Source organism: Dellaglioa sp. CoH-57-MRSF-22 (assembly GCF_056781895.1).
The window spans coordinates 81,818-98,604 of sequence record NZ_JBXAXT010000003.1 but is presented as its reverse complement, the minus strand read 5'-3'; the positions used below and the strand labels follow the sequence as shown (position 1 = coordinate 98,604).

The following is a 16,787-nucleotide window of genomic DNA, read 5'->3' as shown; positions in this document are numbered from 1 at the left end:
TTTATTGTAAGCGTTATCAATAGCTATTTAAATTACTTTATAACTTACTACCATTTTCTTTAATGACCTTTTGATACCAATAGAATGAATCTTTCTTATATCGTTTTAATTCTTTCGCACTTTCTTCATCACGATCAATATAAACAAAGCCATAGCGCTTTTGATAGCCATTTGACCAGCTCAATAAATCAGTGAAACTCCAAGTTGTATACCCAATGACTTTTACACCGTCTGAAATGGCTTCTTGAATGGCTTTAATATGTTCATTGATAAAGTAAATTCGGTAATCATCATGAATTGTATTGCCTTCTTCTAATTTATCATAAGCACCAAGACCGTTTTCAGTAATAAGAACAGGTAAGTCGTAACGACTATCAATTCTTCTCAGAGCAATTCTTAGCCCTTCAGGATCAATATTCCAATCCCAATCAGTTTGTTTTAAAAATTCATTATTAGTAGTCTTAAACATGCCTGGAACGCCACTTTCGGAGCTAGTCCCCTTTTTACCTGTATTATTTTCAGCAGCAAGTCCAACACCACCAACTAACGGATTAGCCGCAATTGTTTGGGTTTGATAATAATTTAAACCCATAAAATCTGGTTTTCCAGCAATTAAAAGAGCTTGATCTGCTTCTGTAACAGTAGGTGCAGTTCCACGTTCAGTTAACCATTTATAAATCATTTTTGGATAACGTCCATAAACATAAATATCCATCCAAAAATGAGCAGCATAATCTTCATAGTTAGTAGCCGCAACTTGGTTTTTAGGATCTCCATTAACTGCATAACCCGGGCTATAGGCAAAGCTAGGCCCAATTTCACCTTGATAATGACCTTCATGAAATGCCTTAATTGCTGAAGCATTTGCTAAATTAGCAATGTGATTTGCAGCATACATTCTTTTTTCATCATTTACTGCAGGCGGATGACTCTCCATTTGATAGCCATGAGAAATAAATACGTTTTGTTCATTTAATGATACCCAATATTTAACACGATCACTGAATGCATCAAAACAAGTTTTCGCATAATCCGTAAAATCAGTAATAATTTCACGAGATTCCCAACCAGCATATTCATCTTGTAATGCTTGTGGTAAATCCCAATGATAAAGTGTCACAACAGGTTCAATATTATTCGCAATTAACTCATCGATTAATCGATTATAAAAATCTATCCCCTTTTGATTAACTTTACCTTTTCCTTCTGGATAAATACGTGTCCAAGCAATTGAAAAACGGTAAGCTTTCAATCCTTGCTCCTTCATTAAGGCGACATCTTCTTTAAAACGGTGATAATGATCGACGGCTACATCACCATTTGTACCCTTAAATGTTTTCCCAGGAATTCTTACAAATTTATCCCAAACTGATAATCCTTTACCATCTTCTTGATACGCACCTTCAATTTGGTAAGCAGCTGAGGAAGCCCCCCATAAAAAATCAGTTGGAAATTGACTCATTTTTTCATATTCCATTATCTATTCTCTCCTTAAAAATAATCACTTAATATCGGTTGTTCTTTAATTAATGCGCCATCGAATAACGTCACGTCGCCTGATACAAATCCATATTGTTTTAATTGTTTAAATGTTCGATACCCCATCATACTTCGTGTTAAATTTTGAATATCCGTTGTAAACGTAGTTGCTGAATTTTCAGTCTTTTCAACTTTTGTTTGTCCGTCTATTCGGCTAATTTGCCAATAGCCTTCATTAGCCTGAATAGTCGAATCTTGAACTTGAATCACAATTTGTGGAAAATCTTGCTGGTAAGGGTATCTGCTGAGAAAGTCTTCAACATTTACAATTCTTGCCATCATGTAAGGTTGCGTTGTCACTTCAACTTGAGGATTTGCCAGTACATCTGGAAATGGCTGTCCAATTGGACTCTCATAACTAAACCATTCGTATGCTGATTGATGCTTAAGCACAAAATTTTGTAATTGGAGCCAACTCTCACTTGTTTGATATATCCATTCAACGATTTTAAATTCATCAGTTTCTCTTTGATAAACAAGATAGCCTTCTGACTCATTTTTTTCATTATAATAGACCGCTACTTCCCAGTTAGGGTGTTTCTCCGCCGAATAAGTTAACCACCAATCTGGCCGTTCAATACCACCTTGTTGAGAGAGCTGATTCTGTTGGTATAATTTATTTAATTCCTCTTTTACATCCAAATAACGGTGACGTTCAACGTGACCTATGGCCTTAACTTTTAATCGTGGTAAATCCTTCGTATTCATCCGATATATCGTTTGATCAAATGTTGCTTCGTAACCGAATTTACGATAGAACGGATACGAAAATGGCGCTAAATACGATAATGTCGTTCCATTATCATACATCTCATCCAGAGCTAAATTCATTAATTGTCCAATACTACCCTGACCAGCAAATTCTGGATAACTTGCAACATAGCCAATACCACCCATTTTAAATTGAGTCCCGTGAAAATGAGTCGTAAATGGTGTATTAATCACACCGCTGACAACTTTCCCAGATTCAACTGAGCCCCAATCTGATGAATGCTCATAAAGTTTGCGAAAAAAGCTCTTTCTCTGTGCTGATACTTTTTTATTAAAGGCATAAATTGATAAATCAAAGTAACTTCCAAAATGAGTTTCATCTAACTTCATATTTGTCATGGATCTACTCAACTCCTTCTTCTGTACGAATTAACCTCTTTAAATATAGCACGGTTACCCTATTCGTGCAATCGCTTACAAAATTAGTCAATAAAAAAATCATCCAATTATTATTGGATGATCCTTCTCATTAATCAAAATGTTCTGCTTTTGGTTTGCGTCTTTTACCTTTATTTTTTTGATTTCTCAAACGAACTTTACGATGTGGTTTCTTTACTGGTTCATCAGATTGCTTTTGACCATCAACTGTTTTGGCTTTCACTTCAACTGGTTTAAGTTTCTTAGCTTTTGGTTCAGCCACACGTTCTGGTCTTTCTGTTACAATCGCACCATCATATAAGTAACCTTTTTCAATTTCAAATGGTGTATTTTTTAAATCTTGTTTTAAGGTACGTAGATCATGTTCATTTCCAAGATTAATAACCATCCCTTCAGCACCCATCCGGCCTGTCCGGCCGACACGATGAATATATGACGTCGTATCTTTAGGCATATCATAATTTACGACTGCGGGTAACATTGGAATGTCCAAACCTCGAGCGGCAACATCCGTCGTTAGTAATAATTTAATTTCATGCTTATGAAGTTGTGATAAAGCATTAGCACGATTAACTTGGCGTTGCTCGCTATCTAAGACAGCGACTGGTACATGATCATATTTTAATTTTTGAGCCATATCTTGTAACGATGATAGTTGGTTAAAGAAAACTAGTGCATAAAAATCTTCAACATTTGCTAAACGACGCAACGTTGATTGACGTTTACGCGTTGGTGTTTCAATTGAATAATGGTGAACGATACCTTGTGTTTGATCAACTTCACGAACATCATAAGTTGTCACATTAGCACCAAACCATTTTTTCAAATCATCTAATATTGCCGTTTCCGTCGCAGAAAAGAAACTTAATTGAATGCCTGCAGGTGCCTGGCTGATTAAATCACGACAAGTTGTTAGTGTTTCATCCGTTAATAAATCATCCGCTTCATCAATGACAACTGATTTAACTTTATGTAATTTAATTTTTTTATCTTCAGCTAAATTCAATAAGCGACCTGGTGTTCCGACAATAATCTCAGGTTTTTTCTTTAAATTTTCAATTTGGCGTTTCATATTAGCACCACCAATAATAGCTTGAACTTTTAAATCAAGTTCTTTAGCCCAAGGACGAATGACACCTGCTAATTGCATAGCTAATTCTTGTGAAGGTGCAATAATCAATAGTTGAATGCCATCTTTAGGTATTAATCTTTCGAGTAAAGGTAAGCTGAACGCTAATGTTTTACCAGAACCGGTTGGTGCTAATCCAAGGATATTTTCACCTGATTTTAGAGGTTCATAAACGGCTTCTTGGATGGGTGATTGTGTTTCAAAACCTTGTTCTTTAAAATATGCATCAAATTTTGGATTCATTTTAGTCTCTTTCTTTTAACTTCATAGGATTAGTTTTAATAATTAAGTATAGCATATAAAAAATAAGCTTCCATTGATTCACAGAAACTTATCTCAATAATTCTTATTTATGATCAGCTGGAAATTCAATTCCGGCACTTTTCCTTAAATCAAACAATACTTGATTAACTGTCACACTAAGTTTTTGCCATTTTATATAATCAGCTTTGTTCGTTACGTCATTGGGGTTATTGATGACTCTAGCAAAATCAATCGCTTCAGCTAACATCGGATTTTTAGCTGGTTTTTGACTAAGTAGTTCTTCTTTATCAGAGCCATCTCGATAAAGAACCTCATTTAATTCAGCTGCATTATCCATCACAATTGTGTCTTTTAGGCCATAGATTTCACTAGTTAAATATGAATTTGCTGTCTTACCAATATTTAAGGTCACTCTAAAATCTTCATAAGTTAGAATTGCGACACCTTTACCATCAACACCTGTTGGTAACATTGTTGGATAGTACTGAACTTCAAGTGGTGTACCAAACCAAGAAATAGCATTATAAACAACGTAAACACCTAAGTCTTGTAATGCACCACCAGAAAATTTTGGTGAGAAGATATTAGGTTCTTCACCTGCTAAAATAGCATCATAACGTGACGAATACTTCATATAAGTTAAAGTTGCGCCTTGGATGGTCTCTAGTTCAGTTACTTTTTGTTCAATAATTTTGAAATTATCTTGATGAATTTGTCGAGCTGCTTCAAATAATTGACTTCCAGGATGTTCCCTAAGAACCGTCTGAATAGCGGCCATTTCTGTTGGATTTGAGACCACTGGTTTTTCGGCAATAACTTTTTTACCAGCTTCAATCGCTAATTTAATTTGTTCAAAATGTAAACTATTCGGAGAAGCAATATAGATTACCTCAAATTTATCTGAATTTAAAAATTCTGTCATATTATCGTAAAAATTTGTTGCACCATATTTTTCACCAAAATCTTTGGCTTTTAATTCGGTTCTTGAATAGACACTAGTCAATTGAAATTCATTAGATTCATGCGCTGCTTCAACGAATTGACCTGTAATCCAATTTGTACCAATAATACCTAATTTAATCATACCCAATACCTCCATTTTATTATTAAATTCATTATAACAACAATTGAACCGTTTTCATAACGATTGCTTTATTTCAATTTTGTGACGATAGATTAAATTTATATATATTTTGGGCAATTCTTTCCGCTTGTTAGCTAAAAGTGCTATATTTAAGTAGAAGAGTTCTAATTAGGAGGGATAGCTGTGAAGAAACGTAGTTTTGCACTACTAGGTGCATCATTTTTTATTGGATTAACGAAAGATATTAAGTCTATAACCGCACCTAAAACTAAGGTTTCTTTACCTATTTTTTATGCTGGACATTGGCTATTCTACGATGAATTAAGTCATCGACACCATAATTTGGATATTTCATCAGACCTCACAATTCGAATTGACGAACGTGCACTCGATGGTAAGATTGAACATATAGATGAGCGTGAACTTAGTTTCTTAGATGAATATGGTTTTCATCTAAGAATTGATGCAAACGATCAAGGACCAGTGAGTTTGTTTGACGAAGCAGATAACCGGACCTATCCCATTAAATTAGCCCCAATTGTAGAATCACAAGATGATAAAAATGAAGATGTAGATTAACAGAATTTTGTTGATTATCATCTTCATTTTTTGTTTCATTACACGTTTAAATAGTCTAAAATAGTTAAATACGCATTTTAATATAGAAACGAGGACCTTTTTCCATGAACAATGATCACCTAAAACGAGATATTGGCTTTTTCGCTGCCCTTTCAACTGTAATGGGAACAGTTATCGGCGGAGGCGTTTTTTTTAAAGTTTCAAGCGTTACACAACAAACCCAATCTGCTAACTTAACTTTATTTGTTTGGTTACTTGGTGGCTTTTTAACTATCTGTGCTGGATTAACCGCTGCAGAACTTGCAGCCGCCATCCCAGAAACTGGTGGCGCCATTAAATATATCGAATATACTTATGGCCGTTTCCCAGCATTTTTACTTGGCTGGGCACAAATAATCATTTATTATCCAGCAAACATTGCAGCTCTTTCAATTATTTTTGGCACACAATTAATTAATCTTTTCCATCTTGATTCACATTTAATTATCCCATTTGCTTTAATTAGTGGAATCAGTATCACATTGATTAACTTTTTAGGCGCCAAAGTTGGTGGTACCTTTCAATCAATTTCATTAGTTTTAAAATTATTACCTATTATTGTCATTGTGATATGGGGGATTTTCACTCCTGGACAAGTGACGTTTAGTTTAATTCCGTTAACATCCGGCGCGCACCAGTCTTTCTTTACTGCTTTAAGTGGCGGCCTTCTTGCGACCATGTTTGCTTATGATGGCTGGATTGGGGTTGGAAATATTGCCGGAGAGATGCACCATCCAGAACGTGATTTACCGAAAGCCATTATTTCAGGATTATTTTTCATCACAATTATCTATACATTAATTAATTTTGTTTTTCTTAAGGCTCTTCCTATTTCAGGATTAGCTGGCAATTTAAATGCAGCTTCTGATGCCTCAAGACAACTATTTGGACAATTTGGTGGTAAGTTTGTGACCGTTGGTATCTTAATTTCAGTCTACGGTGCCACTAACGGCTATACGTTAACCGGTATGCGCGTTCCATATGCGATGGCCTTAGAAAACCAACTCCCCTTTAGTAATTGGCTAAAACGCTTATCTCCTCATACGAGAGTTCCATATATTGCGGGCTTTTTACAAATAAGTATCGCAATAATAATGATGTTCTTAGGTAGTTTTGATTTATTAACAGATATGCTTATTTTTGTTATTTGGATTTTTAATGTACTAGTTTTCGTTGCTATCTTTATATTACGAAAACGTGAACCTGAATTAAATAGACCCTATAAAGTTCCTTTATATCCAATCATTCCAATCATCGCGATTATTGGGGGTATTTTTATACTCGTTGCGACACTATTAACACAAACGACGTTAGCACTTGTTGGTCTATTAATAACGGGACTTGGCATTCCTGTTTACTTTATTCATCAAAAAAGCCAAGGATAATTATACAAATAAAAACATTCAACTTTTAGAGCCAGATAGGCTCATATCCCTTAAGTCGAATGTTTTTATTTTTTATAAATTATTTAAATAGTTACTATATCCAGCAGCTTCCATTTCTGCTTCAGGAATAAACTTCAATGAGGCAGAGTTAATACAATAACGTAATCCGCCTTGGTCTTTAGGTCCATCAGTAAATACATGACCTAAATGTGAATTTGCTTCCTTACTTCTAACTTCCGTTCGTTGATAACCAAAAAGACTATTATCAACCAACTCAGCAATCTTAGAACCTGGGATTGGTTTTGAAAATGATGGCCAACCGCAGCCAGCGTCATATTTTTCTGCTGAACTAAAAAGTGCTTCCCCACTAACAACATCAACGTAAATTCCTTTTTGATAGAAGTCATCATATTTACCGGTAAATGGCGCTTCCGTTGCAGCATGTTGTGTAACTTCAAACTCTTCATTAGTTAAACGTTCACGTAATTCTTTTTCAGTTTCTTTTGACATAATGGACCTCCTAATGTTTTAAGATATCATTAGAATACTCTTTTTCACACTGAATACAATTTATCTGTTTGCAAAAAAAAGGCCAAAAGTAAAATACCTTTGGTCTTCCTCATCTATTATATTAAATTGGTTATTTTTCTAAAATTGTAACTGTTTCAATATGTGTTGTTTGTGGGAATTGATCCACTGGTAAAATTGGTTTTGTAACTTTGTAACCATCATCTAAGAAGCTCTGTAAATCACGAACTAATGTTGAAGGGTTACAACTAATGTAAACAACTTTTTTAGGTTGCATTTTAAGTGTACTTTCAATAAATGCTGGTTCTAGCCCCTTACGAGGAGGATCGACAACTAAAACGTCAGGTCTTAAGTTAGCATGACTCCAGTTTTCCATCCAGTTTTCTGCCATCCCAGTTTCAAAACGAACATTATCAATACCATTAATCTTAGCATTTTCTTTCGCATCTTTAACCGCTGCAGAAACTAATTCTACACCATAGATTTGACGAGCATGTTTTGCCATTGATAATGAAATTGTTCCAATACCACTATAAGCATCAATAACTGTTTCATTACCAGTTAAACCAGCACGTTCAAATGCTGCAGCATATAATTTTTCTGTTTGGACAGGATTAATTTGGTAGAAAGAATGTGGTGAAATTCTAAATGTTAATCCATTTAATTGATCTTCAATATAACCAGGGCCAAATAAAACTTTGTTTTCGCGGCCTAAAATAACATTTGTCTTTTCAGAATTTGTATTTTGAACAATAGTTGTAACCTCAGGTAATGATTCACGGATTGCAGCAGTAATTTCAGTAAACATTGGTAATTTCTTAGAGCGTGTTACTAAGACAATCATCATTTGTTTTGAGTAATGACCACGGCGAACCATAATGTGACGGATAATCCCTTTATGTGCACGTTCGTCATATGCTTCCACATGGAAACGTTGTAAGACATCACGTACAGCTACGATTGCTTTATCAATTTCTTCATCTTGAATTAAAAAATCTTCAATTGCAACAAAATCATGACTGTTTTTCTTGAAGAATCCTGTTTTTAATTCACCAGCAATTTCGCGAACAGGCACTTGTGCTTTATTACGGTAATGGAAAGGATTTTCCATTCCAACAGCATCAGATACTTCAATATCCAAATGCGCTTTTTTCAATAACTCTTGAACTTGTGCTTGTTTGAATTTTAATTGTGCTGGGTATGCTAAATGTTGTAAAGGTGCAATTCCAGTTTGTGTATATGCTGAACCTTTTGTTTCAACACGATCTGGGCTCTCATTACGAAAAGCTAAAACTTTAGCGAAACCAAAGTTCTTGCTAACTTTCATTACACGAATACTAACTTTTTCGCCTGGTAATGCATTTTCAATAAATAATGGGTAGCCATCAACTTTAGCGACACCCATACCTTGATAAGTTAAATCGATAATTTCTGTATCAAATTCTTGGTTCTTTATTACTGGAGGTAGTTTTTTCATTGTTGTCCTTTCGATGTTCCTGCGTATTTACTTTATTCAACCATGTTTAACCCCTAAAAGTCAATAGTTGCCAACTCTAGAAATAAAACAGGATTGAGGCCTTTACCAAGCACCTCAATCCTACTTAATTTCTTAGTTATCTCTTACTTTACTAATTGTACCATTACCGTCAACATCTTCACTATGCATTTCTTGGACTTCTTTTACAAAATGTTCTTCAGCTGTAATTTCGGCAGCCGTACGACCTGACGTAATTGACGTTTCTGGCAATGCATCTGTATTCGCAAAAATTTCGATATGTTGCTTTAAATTTTTGAAAGTCATTGGTGCATCACCACCATATTCACCATCAATATTAATCATCATTTTATTATCGACTGGTTTAGCAATTAATTTAGACGTTTTAACATAAATCACACGTTTATCATTAATATGCTTCCCACCATTTAACACAAGTGCCATTAAATGCAACATTTCGGCGATATTAGTCGCTTTAACAATAAGCAAGGTAAACTTACCGTCATCAAGTGAAGCGTTTGGTACGATTTGTTCAAAGCCACCTACAGAGTTCGTCAATGCTAATAAAAACATTGATGCTTTCCCTTTAAAAATTCCCCCATCATACTCAAGGTTCATTTCAATTGGTTTCATTCTAGGTAACATTTCAGCACCTTTAGCTAAATAAGCCAGATAACCAAAAAGTGATTTAAATTGTGAAGGAACATCATAAGTTAATTCCGTTAATAATCCACCACCAGCGATATTAATGAAATATTTTTCTCCAGCTTGTCCAACATCCATTTTAACTGTGTTACCTTTTGCAATTACTTTTGCAGCAGCAACTGAATCATCCCTAGGTATTTTCAAAGCTCTCGCATAATCATTTGTCGTTCCAGCTGGAATAACACCTATCTTAGGTCGGTGCTTAAGACCAGCAATTCCATTAGCAACTTCATTAATGGTTCCGTCGCCACCAGCAGCAATTACTAAATCAAACCCTGATTTAGCAGCTCTCGTTGCTTCATCTCGAGCTGAATGTTTCTTCGCTGTCGTCGCATAAGCACTAGTTTCATACCCGGCATTTTCAATGATGTCTAGAATACTCACGAGATCACTTTTTAAAGCCTCACGACCGGATGTTGGGTTATAGATAATTCTGGCTCTTTTTCTCATTCCGTTCCTCCACATGAATCTTATTTTAATAAGATTATCTTTGCTTCAATGAGGCCATCAATAATTGATTGACCACATTAGGATTTGCTTGTCCCTGTGTTTGTTTCATGATTTGTCCGATTAAGAATCCAACAGCACGATCTTTACCATTTTTGAAATCTTCAATTGATTGTTCATTGTTATCTAAAATACCATCAATAATGGGTTGTAACTTAGCTGGGTCAGATAATTGAACAAGTCCCTTAGACTCAACCCAAGCTTTAGGTTCGCTACCATTTTTAATAATTTCTTGGAAAACTTTTTTAGCAATCTTACTTGAAATTGTTTCATCAGTAATTAAATTAATCATTCCAGCAAGATTTGCTGGTGTTAATTTAGTATCTTGTAAGTTTAATTTATTTGTATTCATGAACGCATTAACTTCACCCATTAACCAGTTAGCAGCTAACTTAGGATCTGCATCTAACTTAATTGTGTCTTCAAAGAAATCTGACATTTCTTTTGTTTGTGTTAAGACTTCAGCATCATATTCAGGCAAGCCTAATTCACTTGCATAGCGTGTCCGTCGTTTGTCAGGCATTTCGGGAATTGATTCTCTAACTTCTTGAATCCAGTCATCACTAATATGAATTGGTGGAATATCTGGTTCTGGGAAATAACGATAATCGCTAGCCCCTTCTTTGACACGCATCAAAATAGTTGTACCAGTTGGTGCATCAAAACGGCGTGTTTCTTGTTGAACAATACCACCAGACATCAAGACATTTATTTGACGTTTTTCTTCAAATTCAAGTCCTTTACGCACATTTTCAAATGAATTTAAATTTTTCATTTCAGTTTTTGTCCCATAACCGGGTTGGCCAATTGGGTTAATTGAAATATTAACATCAATTCGCATTGATCCTTCTTCCATCTTCACATCAGAAACACCGGTAAATTGAATAACTTGACGTAATTTTTCAAGATATGTGTAAGCTTCTTCAGGTGTTTTGATATCAGGACGTGAAACAATTTCAATCAAAGGTGTTCCTTGACGGTTTAAATCGACATAAGAATAGCCGTTAGGATTATGCGTATTTTTACCCGCATCTTCTTCAACGTGCATTTCTTCAATTCCGATTTTTTTCGTTTCGCCATTAACTTCAATTTCTAAGAAGCCGTTACGACCAATAGGTTCTTCTGATTGTGTGATCTGGTAAGCTTTTGGATTATCAGGATAAAAGTAATTTTTTCGGTCAAAATGGTTATCCTTTGTGATTTCACAATTTAAAGCTAAGGCAGCACGCATTCCGTATTCAATTGCCCCTTTATTGGCAGTTGGTAAAACACCTGGATAACCCCAGTCAATAACGTTGGTATTCGTATTAGGTTCTGCCCCAAAATCAACTTTTGAAGGTGAGAATGCCTTAGAGTTAGTTTTCATTTCAATATGAACTTCAAGTCCAATTGTTGTTTCAAAATTCATTAGTTTTGGCCTCCTAACGTAGGGACTTCTTTATGGAAATCAGTTGCTTGTTCAAATGCGTAACCAGCACGATACATTGTTGCTTCATCGAATGATTTCGCAATTAATTGTAATCCAACTGGTAAGCCATTTGAGAATCCAGCAGGAACTGACATGCCGGGTAGTCCAGCCAAGTTAACTGGAATCGTTAAAATATCATTCATATACATTGTAATTGGGTCTTCAATTTTATCACCAATATTAAATGCTGTATTAGGTGCAGTAGGCCCAATAATCAAATCATAATCATTGAATACATTACGGAAATCATTGCAGATTAAAGTCCGAACTTGAGCTGCTTTCTTGAAGAAAGCGTCATAAGTTCCAGCAGATAATGAGAATGTTCCTAACATAATCCGACGTTTAACTTCATCCCCAAAACCTTCTGAACGAGAACGTACATAAACATCTTCCAAACTCTTAACGTCTTGTGCACGGAATCCATAACGAATACCATCAAAACGTTGTAAATTAGATGATGCCTCAGAAGAAGCTAGAATATAGTAAACGGGCACACCATATTTACTGTTTGGTAAACTAACTTCGTCAACTGTTGCGCCAAGTTCTTCAAACGTCTTAACTGCTTTTTGAATGGCTTCTTTAACACCAGCATCAACACCCTCACCTAAATACTCTTTAGGTAAAGCAATCTTCATTCCTTTAATATCGCCAGTTAATCCAGCAGTAAAATCAGGAACAGCTTGCGCTGAACTCGTTGAATCATGAACATCGTTACCACTGATTGCATTTAAAACAGCAGCGTTATCTTTAACGCCACGTGTGAATGGTCCAATTTGGTCCAAACTTGATGCAAATGCAATTAAACCATAACGTGATACACGACCATAAGTTGGTTTTGTTCCTACGACACCATTAAATGAAGCAGGTTGACGGATAGAACCACCAGTATCTGAGCCTAAAGCAGCAATAACTTCACCTGAAGCAACTGCAGCAGCTGAACCACCTGATGAGCCACCGGGAACCTTCGTTGTATTCCAAGGGTTTTTTGTTGTTTTAAAAGCTGACGTTTCAGTAGAACCACCCATAGCAAATTCATCCATGTTTGTTTTACCAATTGTCACCATTTGTGCTTGGCGCATTTTTTCAATCACTGTTGCATCATATATTGGATTGAAATTTTCTAACATTTTGCTTGCAGCAGTTGTTGTTAAATCCTTTGTCACAATATTATCTTTAACAGCCATTGGTATCCCGGCTAAGACATTATTTGCATCGATACCAGCAGCATCAACAGCCTTAGCTTGGCTAAGTGCCATTTCTTCGTTCATTGCGAGGAAAGCAGAAATCTTTGAATCACGTGCTTTAATTTCAGCAAAGGTTGCCTTCGTTAATTCTTCAGAACTCATTTCTTTATTAACTAATGCGTCATGTAAACTTGATAAATCTTGTTTGAAATAATCCATGCTTAAGCTTCCTCACTTTCATCAATAATTGCTGGCACTTTAATAAGGCCATTTTCACTATCCGGTGCATTTTTAAAGAGTAAGTCTCGATCTGTTCCTTCTTCTGCGACATCTTCACGCATCACATTGAGAACATCTGTAATATGTGTCGTTACTGGAACGCCTGTTGTATCTACTTCTGATAATTGTTCAGCCATTCCGATAATATCATCTAATTGACTGGTAAATAGTTCTAAATCTGTATCACTGAGTTCTAGTTTAGCTAACTCTGAGACATGTTTGACTTCTTCTTTACTAATTGACATTCAAAACCATCCCTTCAAAATTCAAATTAATTTCTTTTTAATAACTGGTAAATACATGCGTATAGTATGTGCTTTCTTTAGCTGTTTTGGCAAGGAAACTTTGCATTGTCCCATCACTACCTTTGATAGTAATGTCAATTGGAATCCCTGATGCTAAATATTTCACGGCCGTTGTTGATAAATATTGAGTGAAACTAATAATCTCTGTTTCACTATAAAATTGAGTTGTAATATTGATGTGCATCCCTGTAATTGCTTTGTTTTTATATTGTACCTGTGCTGTTACACCTGCTAAATTAGGAAAGAAACTTTGAACTTCAGTTTTAAAATTCGTAAATGTCGTTTCATCATTTGTATTAGGTGATGTGGCCGTCGATGTCGTTGGGAACGTATAACTCTTAATTGAAACATCATCCCAATTATCAATCGTCGTTTTACCATTCTTATTCACAGCGTAGGCGTAGAAACTACCGCCAACTAAACTATCGTTTGGTGCTTGCTTGTACATTGCCACCATGATTGGAACGCTATCACTAATTCCTTTGGTTTTACGAAGACGAGCAACCACTTTGTTAGCAGCTTCTTTACCCTTTTCTCTCATTGTTGCATCAGAAATAACGGTTTTATATTCAGCCCCATATTCTTCTTTTTGATAATAATCAACTGAGTTCATTCCGATACCTACCGAGATACCCGAGAGTGATAATTTGCTGCCTTTTTTTGTCATAAAATCTTGTTCTTCAACTTGCTGTACATACATGGGATTACGGTCTGTTTCACCCGTTTTACCATTACTCTTAGGGTTTAATCCGTCTTTATTAGCACTTGATTCACGTCCTAACCAGCTTTGAACAGTCGTTTTTGTTAAATATTGTCCTTCTTGGAAAATATAACTGTCAGTAGCAAATTGATCTTTAGATAAATCTAACAGACCAGATTCAAAACTTTTTAAATTCAAGACATTGTCATTTTGTGTGAGTGCCACACCTCTTGATTTACTTGTTAAATATTTACCATCTTTAATGACACCTTCATAGTTACTATCACTTGTTTGGCCAGTTGTCTGGTAACCAGAACTTGATGTATTTTTAGAGGTTCCCGACGAGCCTGATGAGGCAACATTGCCACAGGCTGCTAAGAAAATTAACGAGAAACTTAACATAAGTCCAATCTTAATTTTTTTCATATGACACTCCTTCCATAACTGAGATAAATTGTTGTTCATCCCAAATTTCAATTTCTAGTTGCTTCGCTTTTGTTAACTTACTTCCAGCATCATGCCCGGCAATTAATAGGTCTGTTTTTTTCGAAACACTACCAACAACAGAAGCACCATTTGCTTCAAGCCATTTTTTAGCATCGCTTCGTTTCAACTGATCAAGTGTTCCCGTTAGGACAACTTTCTTATCCATCACGGGACTACCTTCAGCTAATTCTGCAATTTCAGCAGTTGTTTTGCCTAAAAAGGTTAAGTTAACTTGCGCATTATCCAGTTCATCAATCAATTCACGAACTTGGTCATTGGCAAAATAAGTCACAAGACTATCCGCAATCACCTGTCCGATTGAATCAATGACGAGAATATCTTCGGAAATTGCTGTCATTAATTGATGAATATCTTTAAATTCGGCTGAAACCAATCGAGCAGCCTTAGCTCCAACATGCCGAATTCCTAGTCCAAATAATAAGCGTTCCACTGAATTTTGTCGGCTAATATCAATTGCATTTAATAATTTATTAACCGATTTTTCTTTGAAATTATCTAGCGTTAACAGTTGATCGGCAGTTAACTGATACAATCCTGCAACATCACTAATTAACTTATTTTCAAATAATTGTTCAACAATTTTAGGCCCTAGTCCATCAATATTCATCGCATTTCTAGAAGCAAAATGTGCCAGACTCTCTTTAATGAGTGCGGGACATTTTGGATTGATACAACGTAATGCAACTTCTTCATCCAGATGAACTAATATTGCTCCACAAACTGGGCAGTTCGTTGGCAAACTATACACAACACTGTCTTCTGGTCGTTTATCTAAGACAACTTCAGAAATTTCTGGAATAATATCCCCAGCCTTATGCAACTTAACCGTATCGTTAATTCTAATATCTTTTTGTTTCAGTAAATCCCCATTATGCAATGATGCCCGAGAAACTGTTGTTCCCGCTAACTGCACAGGATTCATGATTGCAGTTGGTGTTACGACACCTGTTCGACCAATCGTCCATTCAATATCTAGAACTTTAGTTTCTTGCTCGTCTGGCGGGAATTTATAGGCAATTGCCCATTTTGGAACTTTAACCGTATTACCAACTTCATCATGAATCGTGAATAAATTTGCTTTAATAACAATACCATCGATATCGTAAGATAAATCATGACGTTTTGCTTGATATTCATTAATGTATGCCGAAATTTCTGTCATATCACTCGTAACACGTGATTCAGTATTTGTTCTAAATCCAAGTTTAGACAAGCGTTTTAACGCATCACTTTGAGTTTTGACATCCGGATCAACTATATAATAGATAAATGTACTCAATTGTCGTTGAGCCGTTTCAGCTGTATTTAATTGTCGTAAACTACCTGCTGCTGCATTCCTAGGATTAGCAAATACCGTTTCTCCAGCTTCCTCGCGACGTTTATTCAACGCAACAAACGCCTTTGTTGGCATGTAACATTCTCCACGAACTTCAATTGAAATGGGTTCCGTCAATGTTAGTGGAATTGATTTGACTGTTTTAAGATTTTCAGTAATATTTTCACCAATTGTGCCATCTCCACGAGTTGATCCTTTAACGAATACACCATTTTCATATGTTAACGAAATGGCCAATCCATCAATTTTGAGTTCAGTATTGTAACTTACCTCAGCATCAACTGATTTTTGTAATCGTTGATCAAATTCCGATAGTTCTTCAATGGAAAAGACATCCCCCAATGAAAGCATTGGTACTTCATGCGAAACTTTTTCAAAACCAGGCAGTACCTGGCCACCAACACGTTGCGTTGGTGAATTAGGTGTCACTAAATTAGGAAAGGCTTTTTCAAGTTCTACTAGTTGTAGGTAGTGTTCATCATAAACATGATCTTCAACTGTTGGCTGATCAAGGACATAATATTGACGCGTCCATTTGATTAAGTCAGTTTTTAATTGATTCACTCTATTAGTTGCTTCTTCCAATGTTATGGCTTGATTTGACA

The 16,787-nt window shown here is 35.6% G+C and carries 14 protein-coding genes; 2 read left to right on the top strand and 12 right to left on the bottom strand.

Features of this window, described 5'->3' with window-relative positions:
- Window positions 1-37 precede the first annotated feature (37 nt).
- From AC1RPR_RS04240 to AC1RPR_RS04225, 4 genes are all read right to left on the bottom strand, one after another.
- Window positions 38-1,477, bottom strand: coding sequence for a glycoside hydrolase family 1 protein (locus AC1RPR_RS04240; RefSeq protein ID WP_481761562.1), 1,440 nt, complete (start codon window positions 1,475-1,477; stop codon window positions 38-40).
- Between the two features lie 14 nt (window positions 1,478-1,491).
- Window positions 1,492-2,649, bottom strand: coding sequence for a GNAT family N-acetyltransferase (locus AC1RPR_RS04235; protein ID WP_481761563.1), 1,158 nt, complete (start codon window positions 2,647-2,649; stop codon window positions 1,492-1,494).
- Between the two features lie 130 nt (window positions 2,650-2,779).
- On the bottom strand, window positions 2,780-4,060 hold the full coding sequence (locus AC1RPR_RS04230) for a DEAD/DEAH box helicase (RefSeq protein WP_481761564.1): 1,281 nt from the start codon (window positions 4,058-4,060) through the stop codon (window positions 2,780-2,782).
- Between the two features lie 103 nt (window positions 4,061-4,163).
- Window positions 4,164-5,165, bottom strand: coding sequence for a Gfo/Idh/MocA family protein (locus AC1RPR_RS04225; protein ID WP_481761565.1), 1,002 nt, complete (start codon window positions 5,163-5,165; stop codon window positions 4,164-4,166).
- A 183-nt stretch (window positions 5,166-5,348) separates the two neighbouring features.
- Between AC1RPR_RS04225 and AC1RPR_RS04220 the strand changes: the two genes are divergently transcribed.
- Both AC1RPR_RS04220 and AC1RPR_RS04215 read left to right on the top strand, forming a co-directional pair.
- Window positions 5,349-5,744, top strand: coding sequence for a DUF4828 domain-containing protein (locus tag AC1RPR_RS04220; protein WP_481761566.1), 396 nt, complete (start codon window positions 5,349-5,351; stop codon window positions 5,742-5,744).
- Window positions 5,745-5,848: 104 nt separating this feature from the next.
- A complete protein-coding gene (locus AC1RPR_RS04215) occupies window positions 5,849-7,168 on the top strand; it encodes an APC family permease (RefSeq protein WP_481761567.1) in 1,320 nt (439 codons plus the stop codon).
- A gap of 72 nt (window positions 7,169-7,240) precedes the next feature.
- Here the strand turns inward: AC1RPR_RS04215 and msrB are convergent, their stop codons facing one another.
- From msrB to ligA, 8 genes are all read right to left on the bottom strand, one after another.
- Window positions 7,241-7,678, bottom strand: a complete 438-nt coding sequence (msrB, locus tag AC1RPR_RS04210) for a peptide-methionine (R)-S-oxide reductase MsrB (RefSeq protein WP_481761568.1) — start codon at window positions 7,676-7,678, stop codon at window positions 7,241-7,243.
- Between the two features lie 130 nt (window positions 7,679-7,808).
- Entirely contained in the window at window positions 7,809-9,173 is a 1,365-nt protein-coding gene (rlmD, locus tag AC1RPR_RS04205; protein ID WP_481761569.1) for a 23S rRNA (uracil(1939)-C(5))-methyltransferase RlmD, read from the bottom strand.
- Window positions 9,174-9,305: 132 nt separating this feature from the next.
- The gene (locus AC1RPR_RS04200; protein ID WP_481761570.1) at window positions 9,306-10,346 is read right to left on the bottom strand and encodes a diacylglycerol kinase; all 1,041 of its coding nucleotides are present in this window, start codon (window positions 10,344-10,346) and stop codon (window positions 9,306-9,308) included.
- A gap of 34 nt (window positions 10,347-10,380) precedes the next feature.
- Window positions 10,381-11,811: an Asp-tRNA(Asn)/Glu-tRNA(Gln) amidotransferase subunit GatB gene (gatB, locus tag AC1RPR_RS04195; protein WP_481761571.1), complete on the bottom strand. Its 1,431-nt coding sequence runs from the start codon at window positions 11,809-11,811 to the stop codon at window positions 10,381-10,383.
- Window positions 11,811-13,274 (bottom strand): Asp-tRNA(Asn)/Glu-tRNA(Gln) amidotransferase subunit GatA, encoded by a 1,464-nt coding sequence (gatA, locus tag AC1RPR_RS04190; protein ID WP_481761572.1) that lies wholly within the window; start codon window positions 13,272-13,274, stop codon window positions 11,811-11,813. Before gatA ends, gatB begins: the two co-directional genes overlap by 1 nt.
- A 2-nt stretch (window positions 13,275-13,276) precedes the next feature.
- Window positions 13,277-13,579, bottom strand: a complete 303-nt coding sequence (gene gatC / locus AC1RPR_RS04185) for an Asp-tRNA(Asn)/Glu-tRNA(Gln) amidotransferase subunit GatC (protein ID WP_409022077.1) — start codon at window positions 13,577-13,579, stop codon at window positions 13,277-13,279.
- 37 nt (window positions 13,580-13,616) lie between these two features.
- A complete protein-coding gene (locus AC1RPR_RS04180) occupies window positions 13,617-14,765 on the bottom strand; it encodes a CamS family sex pheromone protein (RefSeq protein WP_481761573.1) in 1,149 nt (382 codons plus the stop codon).
- Window positions 14,752-16,773 (bottom strand): NAD-dependent DNA ligase LigA, encoded by a 2,022-nt coding sequence (ligA, locus tag AC1RPR_RS04175; protein ID WP_481761630.1) that lies wholly within the window; start codon window positions 16,771-16,773, stop codon window positions 14,752-14,754. The genes AC1RPR_RS04180 and ligA overlap by 14 nt, the downstream gene beginning before the upstream one ends.
- Between the last annotated feature and the right edge of the window lie 14 nt (window positions 16,774-16,787).